We start from the raw sequence: 17426 nt of genomic DNA, 5'->3' as shown, positions 1-17426 counted from the left end.
AATTCTGAGCATAGGATGCCAAATCTGGCTTAAGTCAAAGCGGAGATAAGATGGGAAAAACAGGCGTTCTTTCGGGGATGGATCTGACAATGCAGAACGGGGCCACCGGAAGGTGACCCTGTTTAATATAATATGCCGCTGTTTCGCCCGCACGCGGGCGAACGACGCTTAAAACCCTAAGCTGTCCAGCAGGTCATCAACCTGATCCTGGTTCGCCACCACGCCTGGAGCATCAGCGTGAATCTGCGGTCCGTTCAGCAGGCTGGTGCCTTCCTGACGCTTTTCAGCACTGACTTCTGGCATGTTTTCCAGCAGCACCATTAACAGCTGGCGCTCAATTTCCTGAATCACATCCATCATACGCTTGATCACCTGACCGGTAAGGTCCTGGAAATCCTGCGCCATCATGATTTCAAGCAACTGCTTGTTGGTAAAGGCGGTATGCTCTGGCACGGCGGTGAGGAATGCGCGCGTATCCGTCACCAACTCCCGCGCATCACCCAGTTCAATTGGGTTCTCAAACCACTCATCCCAACGTCCTTTCAGCTGGGTTGCCCCGGCTTCCATTTTATCCTGATGAGGTTGTGCTGCTTCAACACAGTTCAACGCACGGTCAGCGGCCTGCGCCGTCATCTGCACAACATAATCCAGACGATCGCGGGCATCAGGAATGGCTTCAGCCGCATCGGCAATGGCTTTATCCAGCCCCAGCTCGCGCAGACTGTCGCGCAGCATGCGCGTCAGAGAGCCAATACGTGAAATGATGTCGTGTGCCGCGGCATCCTCAGTTGGTTTCGGAAAGTCGCTCATCACATCCCCTTACATGCCCAGTTTTTCGAAAATTTTACCCAGCTTTTCTTCCAGGGTTGCCGCAGTGAAAGGTTTCACTACATATCCACTGGCACCCGCCTGGGCGGCGGCGATAATGTTCTCTTTCTTGGCTTCCGCAGTGACCATCAACACCGGCAGCGAACTCATTGCCGCGTCAGCACGAATGGTCTGCAGCAGCTGCAGGCCATCCATGTTTGGCATGTTCCAGTCGGAAATCACGAAGTCGAAACCACCCGCTTTCAGTTTGCCGAGGGCATCCACACCATCTTCCGCTTCTTCTACGTTATTGAAGCCAAGCTCTTTCAGCAGGTTACGTACAATACGACGCATCGTATTGAAGTCGTCTACTACCAAAAAGCGCATGTTTTTATCTGCCATATCTACTCCTGAGTTGTCTCGCCCGGCGGGACGGGCCTGTTAAATACGCAATGCCTGTCCGGCGCTAATTTTCGCCAGCATGTGCTGGCTGATGTTGCTTAAATCTACGACTTCGCTCACGCCGCCCGTGGCAATAGCCTCACGCGGCATGCCAAATACCACACAGCTGGCTTCGTTCTGGGCGATGGTCCAGGCGCCTGCCCGGTGCATTTCCAGCATCCCGGCCGCACCATCGTTGCCCATTCCGGTGAGGATGACCCCCACCGCATTTCGTCCGGCGTTAATCGCCACCGATTTGAACAGCACATCCACAGAGGGTTTGTGCCGGTTTACCGGGGGCCCTTCATTCAGTTTCACCACATAGTTGGCACCACTTCGGCCCAGCTCCATGTGCATTGCGCCTGGGGCGATATAGGCGTGGCCTGGCAAAATACGTTCACCATCTTCGGCTTCTTTTACCGTGATCTGACACAGCTTGTTCAGACGCTCGGCAAAGGAGCGGGTAAAGCCTGGCGGCATATGCTGGGTAATCAGCAGTGCCGGGCTGGTTGCCGGTAACGGCTGCAGCACATGGCGAATCGCCTCAGTTCCGCCGGTTGAGGAGCCAATCGCAATCAGCTTCTCACTACTCAGCAGCGGACCCGCTTTCAGTGTTGCCGGCACCGGCATCGCTGTGCGGTTGTGCAGGCGCGCACGGGAAGCCGCACGAATTTTGTCGCCAATCATCTGGCTGTACGCCAGCATCCCTTCGCGGATGCCGAGCTGCGGCTTGGTCACGAAATCCACCGCGCCCAGCTCCAGCGCCCTCAGCGTAATTTCGGAGCCTTTTCCGGTCAGCGATGAAACCATCACCACCGGCATTGGCCGTAACCGCATCAGTTTTTCCAGGAAATCGAGGCCATCCATGCGCGGCATTTCCACATCCAGTGTCAGCACCTGCGGATTGAACTGCTTGATCAAATCGCGGGCGACCAGCGGATCGGGCGCCGTAGCGACCATCTCCATATCCGGATGGCTGTTGATGATCTCTGTCATCAACTGCCGCATCAGCGCAGAGTCATCTACGCACATCACGGTGATTTTGCTCATCATCTTTCCTTCGTCAGTCCATAGACGGTTTGCCCACGCAGCCAGAACTCTTTACTGATCTGACTGAAGTTTTCTGAGTGTCCGGCGAACAGGATTCCGCCCGGTTTTAGCAGTGGGACAAACCGACGCAGAATCTTCTCCTGCGTCTCTTTATCGAAATAGATCATCACATTGCGACAGAAAATAGCGTCGAACTGACCCGGCAGCGCCCAGTCATTCGCCAGCAGGTTTAGCTGCGCGTAAGTGACCATATTGGTCAGCTCGGGACGCGCCCGCACCATACCGGCATGCGGACCGGTTCCGCGCAGGAAGAAACGCTGCATTTGCGCCGGTGACAGCGTGCGCAGCTCTTCCTGGCGGTAAACCCCTGCCACCGCCTTTTCCAGTACCTGAGTATCGATATCGCTGGCATGAACCTGGAACTTGCCAGGTCCTGTGCCCAGCGTTTCCGCCAGCGTCATGGCGATCGAATAAGGCTCTTCACCCGTTGACGCTGCGGTACTCCAGACGCTGAAGTTGCCCTGTCGCTTACGTGCATGCTCCGCCAGAATCGGGAAGTGATGCGCTTCGCGGAAGAACGCGGTCAGGTTGGTCGTCAGCGCATTGATAAAAGCCTGCCACTCGGCACTGTTTGGATCGGACTCCAGCAGCGCCAGGTAGCGACCAAAATCGTCGATATTCAGCGTACGCAGACGACGAACCAGACGGTTGTAAACCATCTCACGCTTGTGGTCGGCCAATACGATGCCGGCACGCTGATAGATCAGCTGGCTGATACGGCGAAAATGCGTATCGGAGAGCGGCAAACGCTGCACCATTTGCGACAGCAGCGTTGTCGTCTCATTTTGATCTAAAATCGTCGATTTTTTCATCTCTGCACCTGGCCCGAACTTTATACATTAACTGTCTGCTGCGATGCCCGGCGCTATAACAGCGACCGGACCACGGGCGTTTAAAAGGTTTCCCAGTTATCGTCGCCGCGTGACGCAGACGAACGACCAACGGCTAACGGTGCATCTAACTGGAGAGTTTTCATCGCCGTTGTCTTGTTAACGGCCTGAGCGACAAATTCTTTACCAATATTGAACACTGAAACCGCTTGTTTTAAGTGACTTGCCTGATCTTCGAGCGCTGCAGCGGCGGCGGCTGACTCTTCAACCAGTGAGGCGTTCTGCTGTGTAACGCGATCCATCTCGGTCACCGCAAGGCCCACCTGGTCAATGCCACGGCTCTGCTCGTCTGACGCGGAGGCGATCTCACCCATGATGTCGGTGACGCGGGTAACCGCGCTGACGATGTTGCTCATGGTGTCACCGGCACTCTCTACCAGCACTGAGCCGGTATTAACGCGGCTAACGGAATCTTCAATCAGCCCTTTAATCTCTTTGGCGGCCTGGGCGCTGCGCTGTGCCAGGCTGCGGACTTCACCCGCCACTACCGCAAAACCACGACCCTGTTCTCCGGCACGCGCGGCTTCAACCGCGGCATTCAGCGCCAGGATGTTGGTCTGGAAAGCAATGCCATCAATCACGCTGGTGATATCGGCAATCTTCTTAGAGCTGCCCGCAATCTCTTTCATGGTGGTGACCACCCCATCCACCACTTTGCCGCCCTGCTGCGCGGTTTCTGAGGCAGTCAGCGCCAGCTTCGACGCCTGACGGGCGTTTTCAGCATTCTGTTTCACGGTTGCGGTGAGCTGCTCCATGCTGGCGGCAGTCTGCTCCAGCGAGGCGGCCTGCTGTTCCGTTCGCGAAGAGAGATCGTTATTGCCGATGGAAATTTCGCTGGCGCCGGTATAGATGGCGTCGGAGCCATCACGGACAGTGCGAACGGTACGCACCAGCTCCTGCTGCATGTGCTGCAGTGAAATCAGCAATTCGCCGATTTCATTTCGTACGTTAATCTCAACCGGCTGGGTCAGATCACCACGTGCAATGTGCTGGATGTGCTCAATGCTCTGACGCAATGGACGGATCAGCACTGAACGCATCACGTTCCACACCAGAACAATCATCAGCAATGTCACAGCCAGCGTGGCAATGACAATGGTGATAGAGCGGCTGTAAGCCTGCTGGTTTGTTTTTACACCCTCCTCTGCAAGCTCTTTGTTGTGCTCAAGCCAGGCGCTGTAATCTTTCTGGAACTTGTCCTGGAAACTTTGCGTAGGCTGATCGACAAAACCTTTGAAGTTACCGGTCGTGAAGAAGACCATCAGTTCTGCCAGGGCATCGTGATAGGCCTTATAGTTCGCCTGTAACGTCAGGACGTTTTCAGCTGTTTTGCCCTTTTCTGACAGGTTATCGTTGAAAATCTGATAGCTGGTTTCGGCCTGTTTCAGCTCCTCGCCCGCCAGGGCGACCAGCTCTTTCACGCTGGCTCCCGACCCCGACATCTGTGCATCCTGCAAAAAACGGATACCGGCGCGGTTAAGGGTGTTACGCGCCTGAACAAGCGAAACCCATGAGGTGCCCATCGCCTGTTGCAACGTATTCAGACGCTGGTTGTAGGCAAAATTCTCTTTATCTGAGCTGACAGTTTTGAAAAACATTCCGCCGGAAAAAAGCTGCAGCAGCGCAAACAGCGCCAGCACACACAGCAGGCCGGAAACGACTCGTACACGACTAAACATACACACCTCATTGGTTGGCGATTCGTGTTTATTTATCGGCGGAGTCAGGGGGAACTTTATGCATGGCAGCAGCTTAAAGCCGCTGCCATGGTGAAAAGCAGAAAATCAGGCGCGGGAAATTTTGAATACGGAGACTGCCTGGGTCAGAACGCTGGCTTGCTGCTCCAGAGCGGCGGCGGCGGCGGCAGACTCCTCAACCAGAGAAGCATTCTGCTGCGTCACGCGATCCATTTCAGTAACGGCCACGCCGACCTGTTCAATACCGCGGCTCTGTTCATCAGACGCTGAGGCGATTTCGCCCATGATGTCGGTAACGCGGGTCACGGCACCCACAATCTCATTCATGGTACTGCCGGCGCTTTCAACCTGCAGTGACCCATCGTTAACGCGAGAGACGGAGTCTTCAATCAGGCCTTTGATCTCTTTGGCGGCCTGGGCGCTACGCTGTGCCAGGCTGCGCACTTCACCCGCCACTACTGCAAAACCACGCCCCTGCTCACCGGCCCGCGCGGCTTCAACGGCGGCATTCAGCGCCAGGATATTAGTCTGGAAGGCGATACCGTCGATCACACTGATGATGTCAGCAATTTTCTTCGAGCTGTCCGCAATCTCTTTCATCGTGGTGACAACGCCATTAACCACTTTCCCGCCCTGCTGTGCGGTTTCGGAGGCGGTCAGCGCCAGTTGCGACGCCTGACGGGCGTTGTCCGCATTCTGCTTCACCGTGGCGGTCAACTGCTCCATGCTGGCGGCAGTCTGTTCCAGTGAGGCGGCCTGCTCTTCGGTGCGTGACGACAGGTCGTTGTTACCGGCGGCGATTTCGCTGGCACCGGTAAAGATGGCATCTGAGCCATCACGGACATTACCCACGGTCATTACCAGAGACTGTTGCATCTCATGGATGCCTGCGGCCAGCTGGCTCATCTCATTGCGTCCCTCAACCACAATAGTCTGTGTCAGATCACCGGAAGCGATAGCACGAATCTGTGCCAGCAGCTGTTGCAGGGGCTGAATCAGTACCTGACGCAGGCCAAACCAGCAGGTAATAATCACCGCCAGTACCGCAACGCCAATGGTGGCCAGCAGACACATCATCTGGGTGTACGCGTTGTGGTTCTGTTCCATGCCCTTGTCAGAAAGTGCAGTCTGCAGCGCACGCCATTTATTGTAACTCTCCTGCATCGCCACCTGCTTCTGTTCGATGTTCTGTTTGAACATCCCTTCCAGGTCACGTGCCTGCAGACTTTTTACCATCGCTTTCAGGCCGTTTTCATAATTGCCGTAATCAGCTTCAAGCTTGTCCCCCAGCGTCTCGTCAAGACCGGCTGTGGTAGGCAGATGGTAATAGATTTTGAAGTGACGATCGGCCTCTGCTAACTGGTTATTGGCTTTGGTGATAAGTTCATCAAGCTGACCGCCGTTCATCTGCGAAGCCATGCTGGTCTGTAACCGAAGCATGCCGCGGTTCAGCGTGGTACGGCTGTTGTTTAAGGAAATATAAGCATCTGTCATCTCAGTAACATTACGATTAGAGACCTGAGACAGCGCGAAGGAAGCTTTGTCTTTATTCAGTGCTGACCAAAAAAGGCTGCCAGAGACTAACTGGAGCGCGCCAAAGATAACCAGTACTGCGATTAAACTGGTTACCACTTTTATTTTTTTTAACATCTTGTTCCCCTGCAGGTTGATTAAGGTGCAGCGGCTATATCGGCGACCCTTCAGGATTAATTAACGCTTTTTGGCGCTTTCAGGAGAGAAGTGGCTTTTGTAATTATTTTTATCAGCATGAGCTGCTGAGTTTGGCTTTAAGCAGAAGAATAACGGGGAGTGTTGCGCATCCCTCAGGATGCGCAACGGGACATCAGAAGGTTTCCCAGTGGGTATCACTGACGGGGGCCGTCAGGGCTTTGCGGGGGATCTGCGCAACCGTGGCTGGCGCGGCAATCGGCAGATGCTTTGTCAGTGTCTGCTGCACGGTGCCGCGTGTAATGTTGAACACAGACACGGCCTGGCTTAACCGGCTGGCCTGGTCTTCCAGCGAGGCTGCCGCCGCAGCGGATTCCTCCACCAGCGAGGCGTTCTGCTGGGTCACGCGATCCATCTCAGTAACCGCCTGACCGACCTGATCGATGCCGCGACTCTGCTCGTCCGACGCCGAGGCAATTTCACCCATGATGTCGGTGACGCGTGTGACGGCACTGACGATATCGCTCATGGTTTCGCCCGCGGTGCCAACCAGCTGCGAACCGACGTTGACCCGGCTCACGGAGTCATCGATCAATCCTTTGATCTCTTTGGCCGCCTGGGCGCTGCGCTGCGCCAGACTGCGCACTTCACCCGCCACCACAGCAAAACCGCGACCCTGTTCTCCGGCACGCGCCGCTTCAACGGCCGCATTAAGCGCCAGAATATTGGTCTGGAACGCAATCCCGTCAATCACGCTGGTGATATCGGCAATTTTCTTCGAGCTGCCGGCGATTTCGCTCATGGTTTTCACCACGCCAGCCACAACGTTCCCGCCTTTCTCTGCGGTTTCGGAGGCGCTGAGTGCCAGCTGTGACGCCTGGCGGGCGTTTTCAGCATTCTGTTTTACCGTGGCGGTGAGCTGCTCCATGCTGGCTGCCGTCTGCTCAAGGGAGGCCGCCTGCTGTTCTGTGCGGGCGGAGAGATCATTATTCCCGGCAGAGATCTCGCTGGCACCGGTGAAAATCGCATCCGATCCTTCACGTACATTGGTTACGGTGCGCACCAGCGACTGCTGCATATCATGCAGGCTGGCCGCGAGCTGGGTCATTTCATTGCGCCCTTCCACCACGATCGGCTGGGTTAAATCGCCCCGGGCGATATGCTGAATGTGATGAATGCTGCTGTTCAGTGGCGTCATCACGATTTTGCGCAGGCCAAACCAGCACAGCACGATCACCGCCACCACGGCAGCCATAATGGTGGCGAGGATCCACATCATATGGCTATAAGCACTGCTGTTCTCTGCCACGCCCAGTGAAGTCAGCCGACTCTGGTCGGCCCGCCACTCGCGGTACAACGTCAGAAAGGCACTCTGGCTCGGTGCAACCGGGGCTTTGCCCGCCGCGACCATATCATTGACCTGCAGCGCGCTCTGCAGGCTGTTAAGCGCGGTCGCATAGTCGCCGTATCGCTGATCAAGCTGGTCGTTAAGTTGCTGATCCTGTCCTGGCGTATCTGGCGTTTCTTTGAACGTCTTATAGAAGCCCTCTGCCTCCTGCTGGAAGCGCTGACTGTCTGTAAACAGCGTGGCAACATCTGCCGTTTTGCCTTCCAGTTTACTGGTGGCGAGACGGAGCTGAATGCGTGTCAGTAATACACGGCTCTGGTTAAGGCTCATATAGGCATCATTTAGCGCCTGCGTATTTTGCATCGCCAGCTGAGAAACAGCGAAACTTTGCTTATCGTGACTTAATGCGGAGTAAAAGACGGAACCGGAGAAGGCCTGTAACAGCCCAAACACCAGTAATACCAGCAACAGACTGGTGACAACACGGATTTTCGTTAACATGCGTAACCCTGAAAAAGGAGGTAATTAAAAAGTGACGCAGGGATTATCGGCAGGTGATAGCGGGAAATTAGGGGGAGTCGCTTTATTCTATGATTTCAAAAGGCTTGTTCGCGATGAAACTATCACGGGCCAGTGTTAACCAGCCCGTGATAACCCGATTACGCGCTACGCAGATTATCAACCAGCGCCATCTCGTCGCTGCTCAGCAGCTTTTCGATGTCGACCAGAATCAGCATGCGATCGCCCAGTGCACCCAGACCGGTCATGTACTCGGTCGACATGGTCACCGCAAACTCCGGTGAAGGTCGGATCTGATCCTGAGTCAGCGACAGCACGTCAGAAACGCCGTCAACCACAATACCAACCACACGATTTTCCAGATTCAGCACGATAACCACAGTGTTTTCATTGTACTCAACATCGGGCTGCGCAAACTTCACGCGCAGATCGATAATGGGCACGATGACACCGCGCAGGTTAGTCACTCCGCGGATAAAATCAGGGGTATTCGCAATACGTGTTACCTGATCGTAACCGCGAATTTCCTGAACTTTGAGGATATCGATGCCGTATTCTTCGTCGCCCAGCGTGAAGACCAGAAACTCCTGACCCACAGTTTCGCCAGCAATTTTTGTCACGGTTGCCATTCCATTCATGTTATTTACCCTTTCGTTATCAATCAGGCGGCAGCGCCAGCCACACGTTTTTCACGGTTAAGTGATTGCAGTGCTGAAACATCGACAATCAGCGCTACGCTACCATCGCCAAGAATGGTGGCAGCAGAGATGCCCGGCACTTTGCGATAGTTACTTTCCAGGTTCTTCACCACCACCTGATGTTGACCAATCAGCTGATCGACCAGCAGCGCATAGCGTTTGCCCGCGCTTTGCAGGATCACCACGATGCCCTGAGTGGCTTCGGTTTTAGCATCCTGCACATCAAAGACGTTCCACAACTCAACCAGTGGCAGATATTCACCACGGACTTCCAGTACGCACTCGCCACCGGCCATCGGTTTGAGATCTTCGGCACGCGGTTGCAGCGACTCCATCACCGCATTCAGCGGCAGAATAAAGACTTCATTGGCGACGCGAACGGACATGCCATCAAGGATGGCCAGCGTCAGCGGCAGCAGAATACGAATGGTCGTGCCTTTGCCCTGCTTCGAGGCGATTTCAACGTGACCGCCCATCTCCTGAATATTTCGTTTCACCACGTCCATACCGACGCCGCGTCCTGAAACATCCGTCACCTGCTCCGCTGTAGAGAAGCCTGGTGCGAAAATCAACATGCCGACCTCTTCGTCGCTCATGTTCTCATGGACTGGCAGGCCCGATGACAGTGCTTTTGCAAGAATACGTTCACGGTTCAGACCGGCACCATCATCAGAGACTTCGATGCAGATGTTGCCACCCTGATGTTCCGCTGAAAGCGTCAGGTTACCGGTTGCCACTTTACCGGCGACAAGGCGTTTCTCTGGCGTTTCGATACCGTGGTCAAGACTGTTACGCACCAGGTGTGTTAATGGATCAATGATGCGTTCAATCAGGCTCTTATCGAGTTCGGTTGAACTGCCCAGCAATGTCAGTTCGACCTCTTTGCCAAGTTTGCTTGCCAGGTCACGCACCAGACGCGGGAAGCGGCTGAAGACATATTCCATTGGCATCATACGAATCGACATCACCGATTCCTGCAGATCGCGGGCGTTACGCTCCAACTGACCCATGCTGTTCAGCAGGTCGCCGTGCGCCACCGGATCGAGTTCGCCGGAACGCTGGGCGAGCATTGACTGGGTAATCACCAGTTCGCCCACCAGGTTGATCAGCTGATCGACTTTCTCCACGGCTACGCGGATGCTGGTGGATTCGCTTGATTTAGCCGGCGCTGCAGCGCGCTTAGTTTCACGCTTCGCCGCTGCCACAGGCAGTTCGGTGACGGTCGCGGTGTGAACCTCTTCCACCACAGGTGCGGCGGGAGCGGCGACGGCAACCGGCTCAGCAACAGCGTCATCAGCTGCCGGGAAGCGAATTTGCGCTTCGTCAATGACGAAACAGAGCACCGCCACGATGTCATCTTTACCGACGCCATCAATGCAGACGTCCAGCATGTTGCTGCCCTTCTGCACATTGGTCAGCGTGCCCAGATTACTCATCTCTTCCAGCATCAAATCGACCTCTTTCTCTTTGAGATCGATCAGCTGTACACGCAGGCCGCTGGTGCTGGCGGGCTCTGCGCTGGCAGTGGCAACACTGGCCGGTGCTTCAACCGGCAGACCTTTGGCCTCTAACGCCAGCTGGCGCAGCGCTTCACAGATATATTTGAAGCTCTCCGCGTTAGGCTCCTGCGCGGTTTTATAAGCATCGAGCTGTTCCTGCATAATATCTTTGGTTTCCAAAAACAGGTTGATGATGTCGGTGCTGAGCTGCATCTCGCCGCGACGAGCACCATCCAGAATGTTTTCCAGGATATGAGTCGTTTCCTGCAATACCGTAAAACCAAAGGTTCCGGCCCCACCCTTTATGGAGTGAGCGGCACGGAAGATGGCGTTAAGCTGTTCCGAATCTGGCTCCTGTGGGTCCAGACCCAACAGGTGTTGTTCCATATCCGCTAATAGCTCATCGGCTTCATCAAAAAACGTCTGGTAAAAATCGCTGATGTCCATACTCACGGGAATCACCTCGGCTGTGAGGGGGCTGCTGTATTCACCGCGCTGCCTGGTGTTGCAGGTGCGGTAATCTGTTCAATCGCCGCCGGATCGCTGATCTGGACGGCATCACTTTCTGCGTTCTCTTTTTCAATTGCCGCTTCGGTGTCGTGGTTCAACACCAGCAGGCTAATGCGGCGGTTTACTGCATCATTCCCGCCACGATTTTTCAGGCTCATGGTGTCGGCCATGCCTAACACCCGTAAAATCTTGCCACTGTCCAGGCCGCCAATAACCAGTTCACGGCGTGAGGCGTTCGCACGGTCAGCCGACAGTTCCCAGTTGCTGTAGCCTTTATCACCGCTGGCATACTGAAAATCGTCGGTATGTCCGGCCAGGCTGATGCGGTTCGGGATGTCATTAAGGATGGGCGCTATTGCACGCAGGATATCGCGCATATAAGGCTCCACCTCGGCCCGACCGGTTTTAAACATCGGGCGATTCTGACTATCAATAATCTGAATACGCAGCCCCTCTTCCACCATGTTGATGATCAGATGCGGGCGCAGCGTTTTAAGGCGCGGATCCGCTTCGATCAACTGGTCGAGCTTTTCACGCAAACGGTTAAGACGAATCTCATCCAGCTTGCGTTTCTGGGCATCCATATCGACAACTTTATTAACTTCACCAATCTTTTTCGTCGGATCGTCACCGCCGCCAGGGATTGGACTGGTACTGTCGCTGCTGCGTTGACCACCGGTAATCGCAACTTTAAGAGGTGTTTTAAAGTAGTCTGCAATCTGCACCAGCTCCTGCGGGTTGGCGATAGAGAGCAGCCACATCACCATAAAAAAGGCCATCATCGCCGTCATAAAGTCGGCGTAGGCAATCTTCCACGATCCGTGGCTGCCTTCATGGCCTTTATGTTTGCGCTTTTTGATCAGCACAATTGGGCGATTGCCGTGTTTCATGAAGCCTCGTCTGACGTCTGTTTAGCCGGGTTCTTAGCGTTACGCACGTGCTCTTCCAGTTCGCTGAACGATGGGCGCTCGGCGGAATAAAGTGTTTTACGACCAAACTCCACTGCGATTTGCGGCGCGTAACCATTCAGGCTCGACAGCAATGTCACTTTAATGCACTGCATCATCTTGGTGGTTTCCGCACACTTCTGACGCAATACTGACGACAGCGGGGAGACAAACCCGTACGCCAGCAAAATGCCCAGGAACGTCCCCACCATCGCATGCGCGACCAGCGCACCCAGCTCAGCGGCCGGACGGTCAGCAGAAGCCAGTGCGTGAACCACGCCCATTACTGCTGCGACGATACCGAATGCAGGAAGACCATCACCGACTGCAGCAATACTTTGCGCTGGTACGTCACACTCATGTTCGTAGGTCTCTATCTCTTCATCCATCAACGCTTCGATTTCAAAGGCGTTCATGTTGCCGCTCACCATCAGACGTAAATAGTCAGTGATAAAATCGACTAACTGTTTATCGGCAAGAATACGAGGATAATTAGCAAAAATTTCACTCTGGCTCGGATCTTCAATATCCCGTTCCAGCGACAACATCCCCTGCTGGCGCGACTTCGCCATCAGGCGATAAAGCAGCGCCATTAAATCCATGTAAACGGCTTTATTATATTTGGAGCCGCGAAATAATTTAGGCAGCGCTTTCAGCGTTTTTTTAATCGACTTGCCATTGTTGCCGACTAAAAAAGCACCCGCACCGGCACCGCCGATCATTAATAATTCAGCAGGCTGATAAAGCGCGCCCAGATGGCCACCTACCAGCGCATATCCGCCCAACACGGAGCCTAAAACAATCAGGTAACCTATAATTATCAGCACAAAAAATCCTTACGTCCGTAACGTGTTGGTGGAAGTTAAGCCAGAGAGCTGCAGGTGCTATTCCTGAACCGCAAGCAAAAAAAAAGCAGCGGTATTAACCGCTGCTGGATGGCTTCCACAATGCGAACAAATTTAAACGGCGTGTTTAACCTGTTCATCCAGCAGTTGTGGAAACATATCGGCAGATTCTGCAGAAAGTTTACGTCTTTTTACGGCACGTGATGGCGGCTGGCACAGGCTGCAGGTAAAGCTGCCAACCGGCTGATGCGCATGGTTAATAAAGCTGCCATTGCAGCTCTTACAATCCGCCAGTTCCAGCATACCGCTATCAACAAATCGGACCAGGGTCCAGGCTCGAGTCAGCGCCAACAGTGGGCCCTCGTCCGATTGAGGACACTGTTCAAGATACAGGCGGTAAGCTTTAATCACGGCATCTACGCCGCTGCACAGGCCAGTTTTCAGTAAAAACTTCCAGGCGTTACAGAACATCGAAGCATGGATGTTCTGCTCCCACGTCATAAACCAGTCCGTGGAGAACGGCAGCATGCCTTTCGGTGGCGGACTGCCACGTAATTCTTTATAGAGCTTGATCAGACGACCACGACTGAGCTGGGTTTCACTCTCTAACATCTGTAAGCGTGCACCCAGTGTGATCAGCTCCATTGCGAGCTGAATATCACGTGCTTCCTGAACAATACTTTTCTCACTCATGACATTGCTCTCTTTTTAGCAGGCGCATCATCTTTAGACGCATTACGCAGTAAACGGCTGGATAATAAAATTCCTGTATGGATTTGTTGTAAATCATCCACGCGAGATTCCTGCGTCAGCCGACTAATGCTGCTGCTGTCGGTAAAACGAAACTGACAAACCAGTTGATTGGTTTCTGCCATTTTTACCATTTCAGGCAATGTTAATTCAGATAATGCGTTCGCCATTTTCTCGTCAATGCCGAGGCGAAACATCGCTGAGGCTTTATCCTGGTTAATTAAGCGCTGTGCCAGCAGTAAATAAGACAAGTTGAGATCGTAAATATGTTTCAGTACTTCAGAGGTGCCCATTATTTTTCCATCCTGAGAGATGCGACGTAACTGTATCGCAGATAAAACTCTGCGGTTCGAGCTGCTGTTTGTTAAATCAAAAGATGGCAAAAAAACTTCACATATAATTAATGTCACCGTTTTCGCCTTCTGTTTTTTGTGGGTTTCAGACCCACCGAAGGTCGAAAATCCATGCCATTCTATTTTCGAGTTCTGGACATCTTCCGTGACATCTTCTTACGTTTTTTAGGACTAATCCGAAAACAAGGCAAATCTATATCGTCTGATTTCGACATACAACGACAGTGACGCGTAATTTTAGATAAAGTGTGATGTAGATCACACTTTTAAGGCAAATTTCTTCAGCAACCCTTTACGATTTCTTACCGACCGGTCATTTTTTGCTCAAAAAAGAGCAATTTTAAGTCCAATTGGTCCTGAGAAAGGTTTAATAGGGGGTAAAATCATCGCTATTCGACGCTTTGAGCAGTCCGGAATGAATATTGGGTGTTAATCGTTTTAACACCCTATTTAGAACCAGCCAAACACGCGTTATCAGAAGATTGTGCTGGCAGGCGGTGCGCGTAATTGCTGTTAAATTAGTTACTTAACGGGAGTATCGCAGAAGGTAAGTAATGAAACCGTTAAGGTTTATACGGCAGTACGCGAATTTTCTGACAACGGGTGTTAACAGTTGCAGGGATGTGTCCGGGCTGAGATATCCGATGTAACAAGGGGTTACATAAGAATGTCGAATGAATTAACGAGGAGTTATAGGTTGGCACTAACACTATCGGCAGCCTGTCAGAAAACTTGAGTAAAGAAGGTAAATAAAGCGGCAGGGGCCGTGCTGACGGGGTTCGGGACATGGTGGGCGTTGCAGGGATCGCAGGGGTTGCAGGAATCGAGCCACTCTGCGCACTCACGGCAGGCACTAACGCCTGCTTACCACATACGGTCCTTAACAGATGCGGGGCGGCTTTTCTGTGAGCGGTACCAAAAAAAAGCAGCGAAACCCTGACTCGGGTATCGCTGCTTTTATCATCTTAACCTGGACTCAGATCAAGCCAGTTTTGGGAAGGTTGCAACCTTGTTGTCCGTGTTGTGGTCAACGCTACGTGGGTCGATGCGTTCCAGGTCTTTCAGGAAGCTTTCACGCCATGCGGTAATATCATTCTTACGCAATACCGCCATCATGTCGTTGTAGCGTGAAATCCTTTCGGTACGCGGCATGGTAATCGCCTTGTCCAGTGCGGCGGCCACTTCATCACGGTCATAAGGATTGACTATCAGCGCTGAGGTCAGCTCATTTGCTGCCCCGGCAAAGCGCGACAGCACCAGTACGCCTGGATCGTCCGGGTCCTGCGCAGCAACATACTCTTTGGCCACCAGGTTCATCCCATCACGCAGCGGCGTCACCAGACCGACATCGGTGAGGCGGAAGATCTTCATCAGCAGGCGACGGTCGAAATGCTGGTTAAGATAGTAGAGCGGGGTCCAGCCCAGCGTGCCGTACTTACCGTTGATACGCCCTGCTTCGGTCTCCAGCTGATGACGGATATCCTGGTACGCCTGCACATCGCCACGCGAAGTTGGGGCGATCTGCGAATAGCGGATCTTGCCGCGATGCTCCGGGAAGTTTTCCAGCAGCGCTTCATAAGCCAGGAAACGCTCCGGAAGACCTTTGGAATAGTCGAGACGTTCGCAGGCAATGATGTTGCGCGCATCGCCAAGCTCTTTCTTCATGGCAGCCATTTTCGGCGGCAGCGGTCCTTCGGCCATCTCTTTAATGCTGTCTGGCTCAATCCCGATCGGATACACCTCCGTCATAAAGGTGTTGCCAAAGGCACGATGCTTTTTGTCGCCCTTATTCTGTAACTGCGTGAGCTGGCTGACGCTGTCAAGGAATGCCACCCGATCGGATTCGGTCTGGAAGCCCAGCAGATCATACTCACACAGCATTTCCAGCAGCTCTTTGTGTGGTGGCAGCGCGTTAAAGATTTCAGGCGTCGGGAACGGAATATGCAGGAAGAAACCGATGCGGTTATTGATGCCTGCGCGACGCAGTGCGGCGGCAAACGGTAAAAAGTGATAATCGTGGATCCAGACAATATCATCAGGCTTGATCAGCGGTTTTAAACGCTGCGCCACCGAATCATTGACGTCGCAATACCCTTCCCACGCTTCACGCTGGAACTGCACCAGGTCGAGGCGATAATGGAAGGCAGGCCAGATCACTGTATTGGAGAACTGACAATAATAGAGATCGTAATCGTTTTGGCTCAGCGGGAACGAGGCATATTCGATACCTTCATGTTCCTGAACCTTGACGTCCTCTACCTCCTCGCCAGTGAACTCGCTGATTTCACCGTTCCAGCCAAACCACATTCCACCGGTGCTTTTCAGAGCATCGAGAATGCCTACGGCCAGGCCGCCAGCACTGGTTTTAGACCCATCTGGCATGGCGACACGGTTAGAAACAACCACTAAACGACTCATAACCTAAACTCCTTACCGACGTTGTCTTGCTCTAATAGTAATAATGTTTTTTCCAGCCAGCCGTAAACCGCATCGACATCACTTAGCCGATAATCGGCCTGGCTGAACCCTTCGCCGACTTTGACAGAAACGCCCTGTCGTTCGTTGACGGCCAGAAAGCCCTTCTCATCAGTGAGATCGTCGCCAATAAAGACCGGCGTACGTCCGGCAAAAGGGGACTGCTGCATAAAGTCGCCTATTGCGGCGCCTTTATCGATACCTGCTGGTTTGATTTCTACCACACATTTTCCCGGCTGAAGCGCCAGTCCCGGGAAACGCTTTACTGACTGTTCGGCCAGTCGCATGACATCCTGCTCATGCTGCATCGCCTGACGATAATGAAGCGCAAAGGCCATGCCTTTGATCTCCAGTTGAGTGCCTGGCCACGCGGCCATGGCCGCCTGCAGTTCGGTTCTGAGCGGTTGCTCAACCTCAGCGGGCAGGCTGATGCGATGCAGATTACCCTCGGCATCACGGCGTTCAGCACCATGCACACCCGCGGCCGGGCCGTGCAGAGGCGCGGCCAGCGCATCAAGTTGTTCTATGGGTCTGCCAGAAACCAGCGCAAGTGCACCCTGTGAGAGTGCAGACAGTCGCTGCAGTTGCGCAATGACCTGCTCAGGAATAAATACCGCTTCGGGACGGGACTGTATCGCTGCCAGCGTGCCGTCGACATCAAAAAAGAAGGCGTATTGCCCGCTGCTTAATGTCGGGTACCTGGCATGGGTATCTGCCGCTTGAGTCACGTTACTTCTCCTGAAAATCGAATTTTAATAAAACATTGAGTTAAAACAAGAATGTCCTGACGCAGTCAGGTCAGCAAGCGGGAAATTCTGATAAAACGGTGATTGAGGGATAAAACGCGGTGATTGAATAGGTCACACTCC

At 53.5% G+C, this 17426-nt stretch carries 15 protein-coding genes; all 15 read right to left on the bottom strand.

What is annotated here, in order from left to right; all coding sequences use genetic code 11:
* Positions 1 to 168: 168 nt before the first annotated feature.
* A complete protein-coding gene (gene cheZ, locus EE896_RS08045; protein WP_003849160.1) occupies positions 169 to 810 on the bottom strand; it encodes a protein phosphatase CheZ in 642 nt (213 codons plus the stop codon).
* 9 nt (positions 811 to 819) lie between these two features.
* Entirely contained in the window at positions 820 to 1209 is a 390-nt protein-coding gene (gene cheY, locus EE896_RS08040; RefSeq protein WP_010258559.1) for a chemotaxis response regulator CheY, read from the bottom strand.
* A 39-nt stretch (positions 1210 to 1248) separates the two neighbouring features.
* The gene (locus tag EE896_RS08035; protein WP_003849155.1) at positions 1249 to 2298 is read right to left on the bottom strand and encodes a protein-glutamate methylesterase/protein-glutamine glutaminase; all 1050 of its coding nucleotides are present in this window, start codon (positions 2296 to 2298) and stop codon (positions 1249 to 1251) included.
* Positions 2298 to 3170, bottom strand: coding sequence for a protein-glutamate O-methyltransferase CheR (gene cheR / locus EE896_RS08030; RefSeq protein WP_003849153.1), 873 nt, complete (start codon positions 3168 to 3170; stop codon positions 2298 to 2300). Before cheR ends, EE896_RS08035 begins: the two co-directional genes overlap by 1 nt.
* Before the next feature lie 80 nt (positions 3171 to 3250).
* Complete coding sequence (locus tag EE896_RS08025; protein ID WP_140033320.1) at positions 3251 to 4927, bottom strand: methyl-accepting chemotaxis protein; 1677 nt, start codon at positions 4925 to 4927, stop codon at positions 3251 to 3253.
* A 105-nt stretch (positions 4928 to 5032) separates the two neighbouring features.
* The gene (locus tag EE896_RS08020) at positions 5033 to 6595 is read right to left on the bottom strand and encodes a methyl-accepting chemotaxis protein (protein ID WP_140915476.1); all 1563 of its coding nucleotides are present in this window, start codon (positions 6593 to 6595) and stop codon (positions 5033 to 5035) included.
* A 193-nt stretch (positions 6596 to 6788) separates the two neighbouring features.
* Positions 6789 to 8462, bottom strand: coding sequence for a methyl-accepting chemotaxis protein (locus EE896_RS08015; RefSeq protein WP_140915477.1), 1674 nt, complete (start codon positions 8460 to 8462; stop codon positions 6789 to 6791).
* A 158-nt stretch (positions 8463 to 8620) separates the two neighbouring features.
* Entirely contained in the window at positions 8621 to 9118 is a 498-nt protein-coding gene (cheW, locus tag EE896_RS08010; RefSeq protein WP_003849145.1) for a chemotaxis protein CheW, read from the bottom strand.
* A 23-nt stretch (positions 9119 to 9141) separates the two neighbouring features.
* Positions 9142 to 11124, bottom strand: coding sequence for a chemotaxis protein CheA (gene cheA, locus EE896_RS08005; RefSeq protein ID WP_003849143.1), 1983 nt, complete (start codon positions 11122 to 11124; stop codon positions 9142 to 9144).
* Between the two features lie 11 nt (positions 11125 to 11135).
* Positions 11136 to 12077 (bottom strand): flagellar motor protein MotB, encoded by a 942-nt coding sequence (gene motB, locus EE896_RS08000; protein ID WP_003849141.1) that lies wholly within the window; start codon positions 12075 to 12077, stop codon positions 11136 to 11138.
* A complete protein-coding gene (gene motA / locus EE896_RS07995) occupies positions 12074 to 12961 on the bottom strand; it encodes a flagellar motor stator protein MotA (protein WP_003849139.1) in 888 nt (295 codons plus the stop codon). The genes motB and motA overlap by 4 nt, the downstream gene beginning before the upstream one ends.
* 132 nt (positions 12962 to 13093) lie before the next feature.
* Complete coding sequence (flhC, locus tag EE896_RS07990; protein ID WP_140033318.1) at positions 13094 to 13672, bottom strand: flagellar transcriptional regulator FlhC; 579 nt, start codon at positions 13670 to 13672, stop codon at positions 13094 to 13096.
* Positions 13669 to 14022, bottom strand: a complete 354-nt coding sequence (flhD, locus tag EE896_RS07985) for a flagellar transcriptional regulator FlhD (RefSeq protein ID WP_003849135.1) — start codon at positions 14020 to 14022, stop codon at positions 13669 to 13671. The genes flhC and flhD overlap by 4 nt, the downstream gene beginning before the upstream one ends.
* A 1041-nt stretch (positions 14023 to 15063) precedes the next feature.
* Positions 15064 to 16500: an alpha,alpha-trehalose-phosphate synthase gene (otsA, locus tag EE896_RS07980; RefSeq protein ID WP_140915478.1), complete on the bottom strand. Its 1437-nt coding sequence runs from the start codon at positions 16498 to 16500 to the stop codon at positions 15064 to 15066.
* Positions 16497 to 17285, bottom strand: a complete 789-nt coding sequence (gene otsB, locus EE896_RS07975) for a trehalose-phosphatase (RefSeq protein WP_003849131.1) — start codon at positions 17283 to 17285, stop codon at positions 16497 to 16499. The genes otsA and otsB overlap by 4 nt, the downstream gene beginning before the upstream one ends.
* Positions 17286 to 17426 lie beyond the last annotated feature (141 nt).

Source organism: Pantoea eucalypti (assembly GCF_009646115.1).
Taxonomy (GTDB): Bacteria; Pseudomonadota; Gammaproteobacteria; order Enterobacterales; family Enterobacteriaceae; genus Pantoea; species Pantoea eucalypti.
This window is presented reverse-complemented; position numbering and strand designations above follow the sequence as displayed.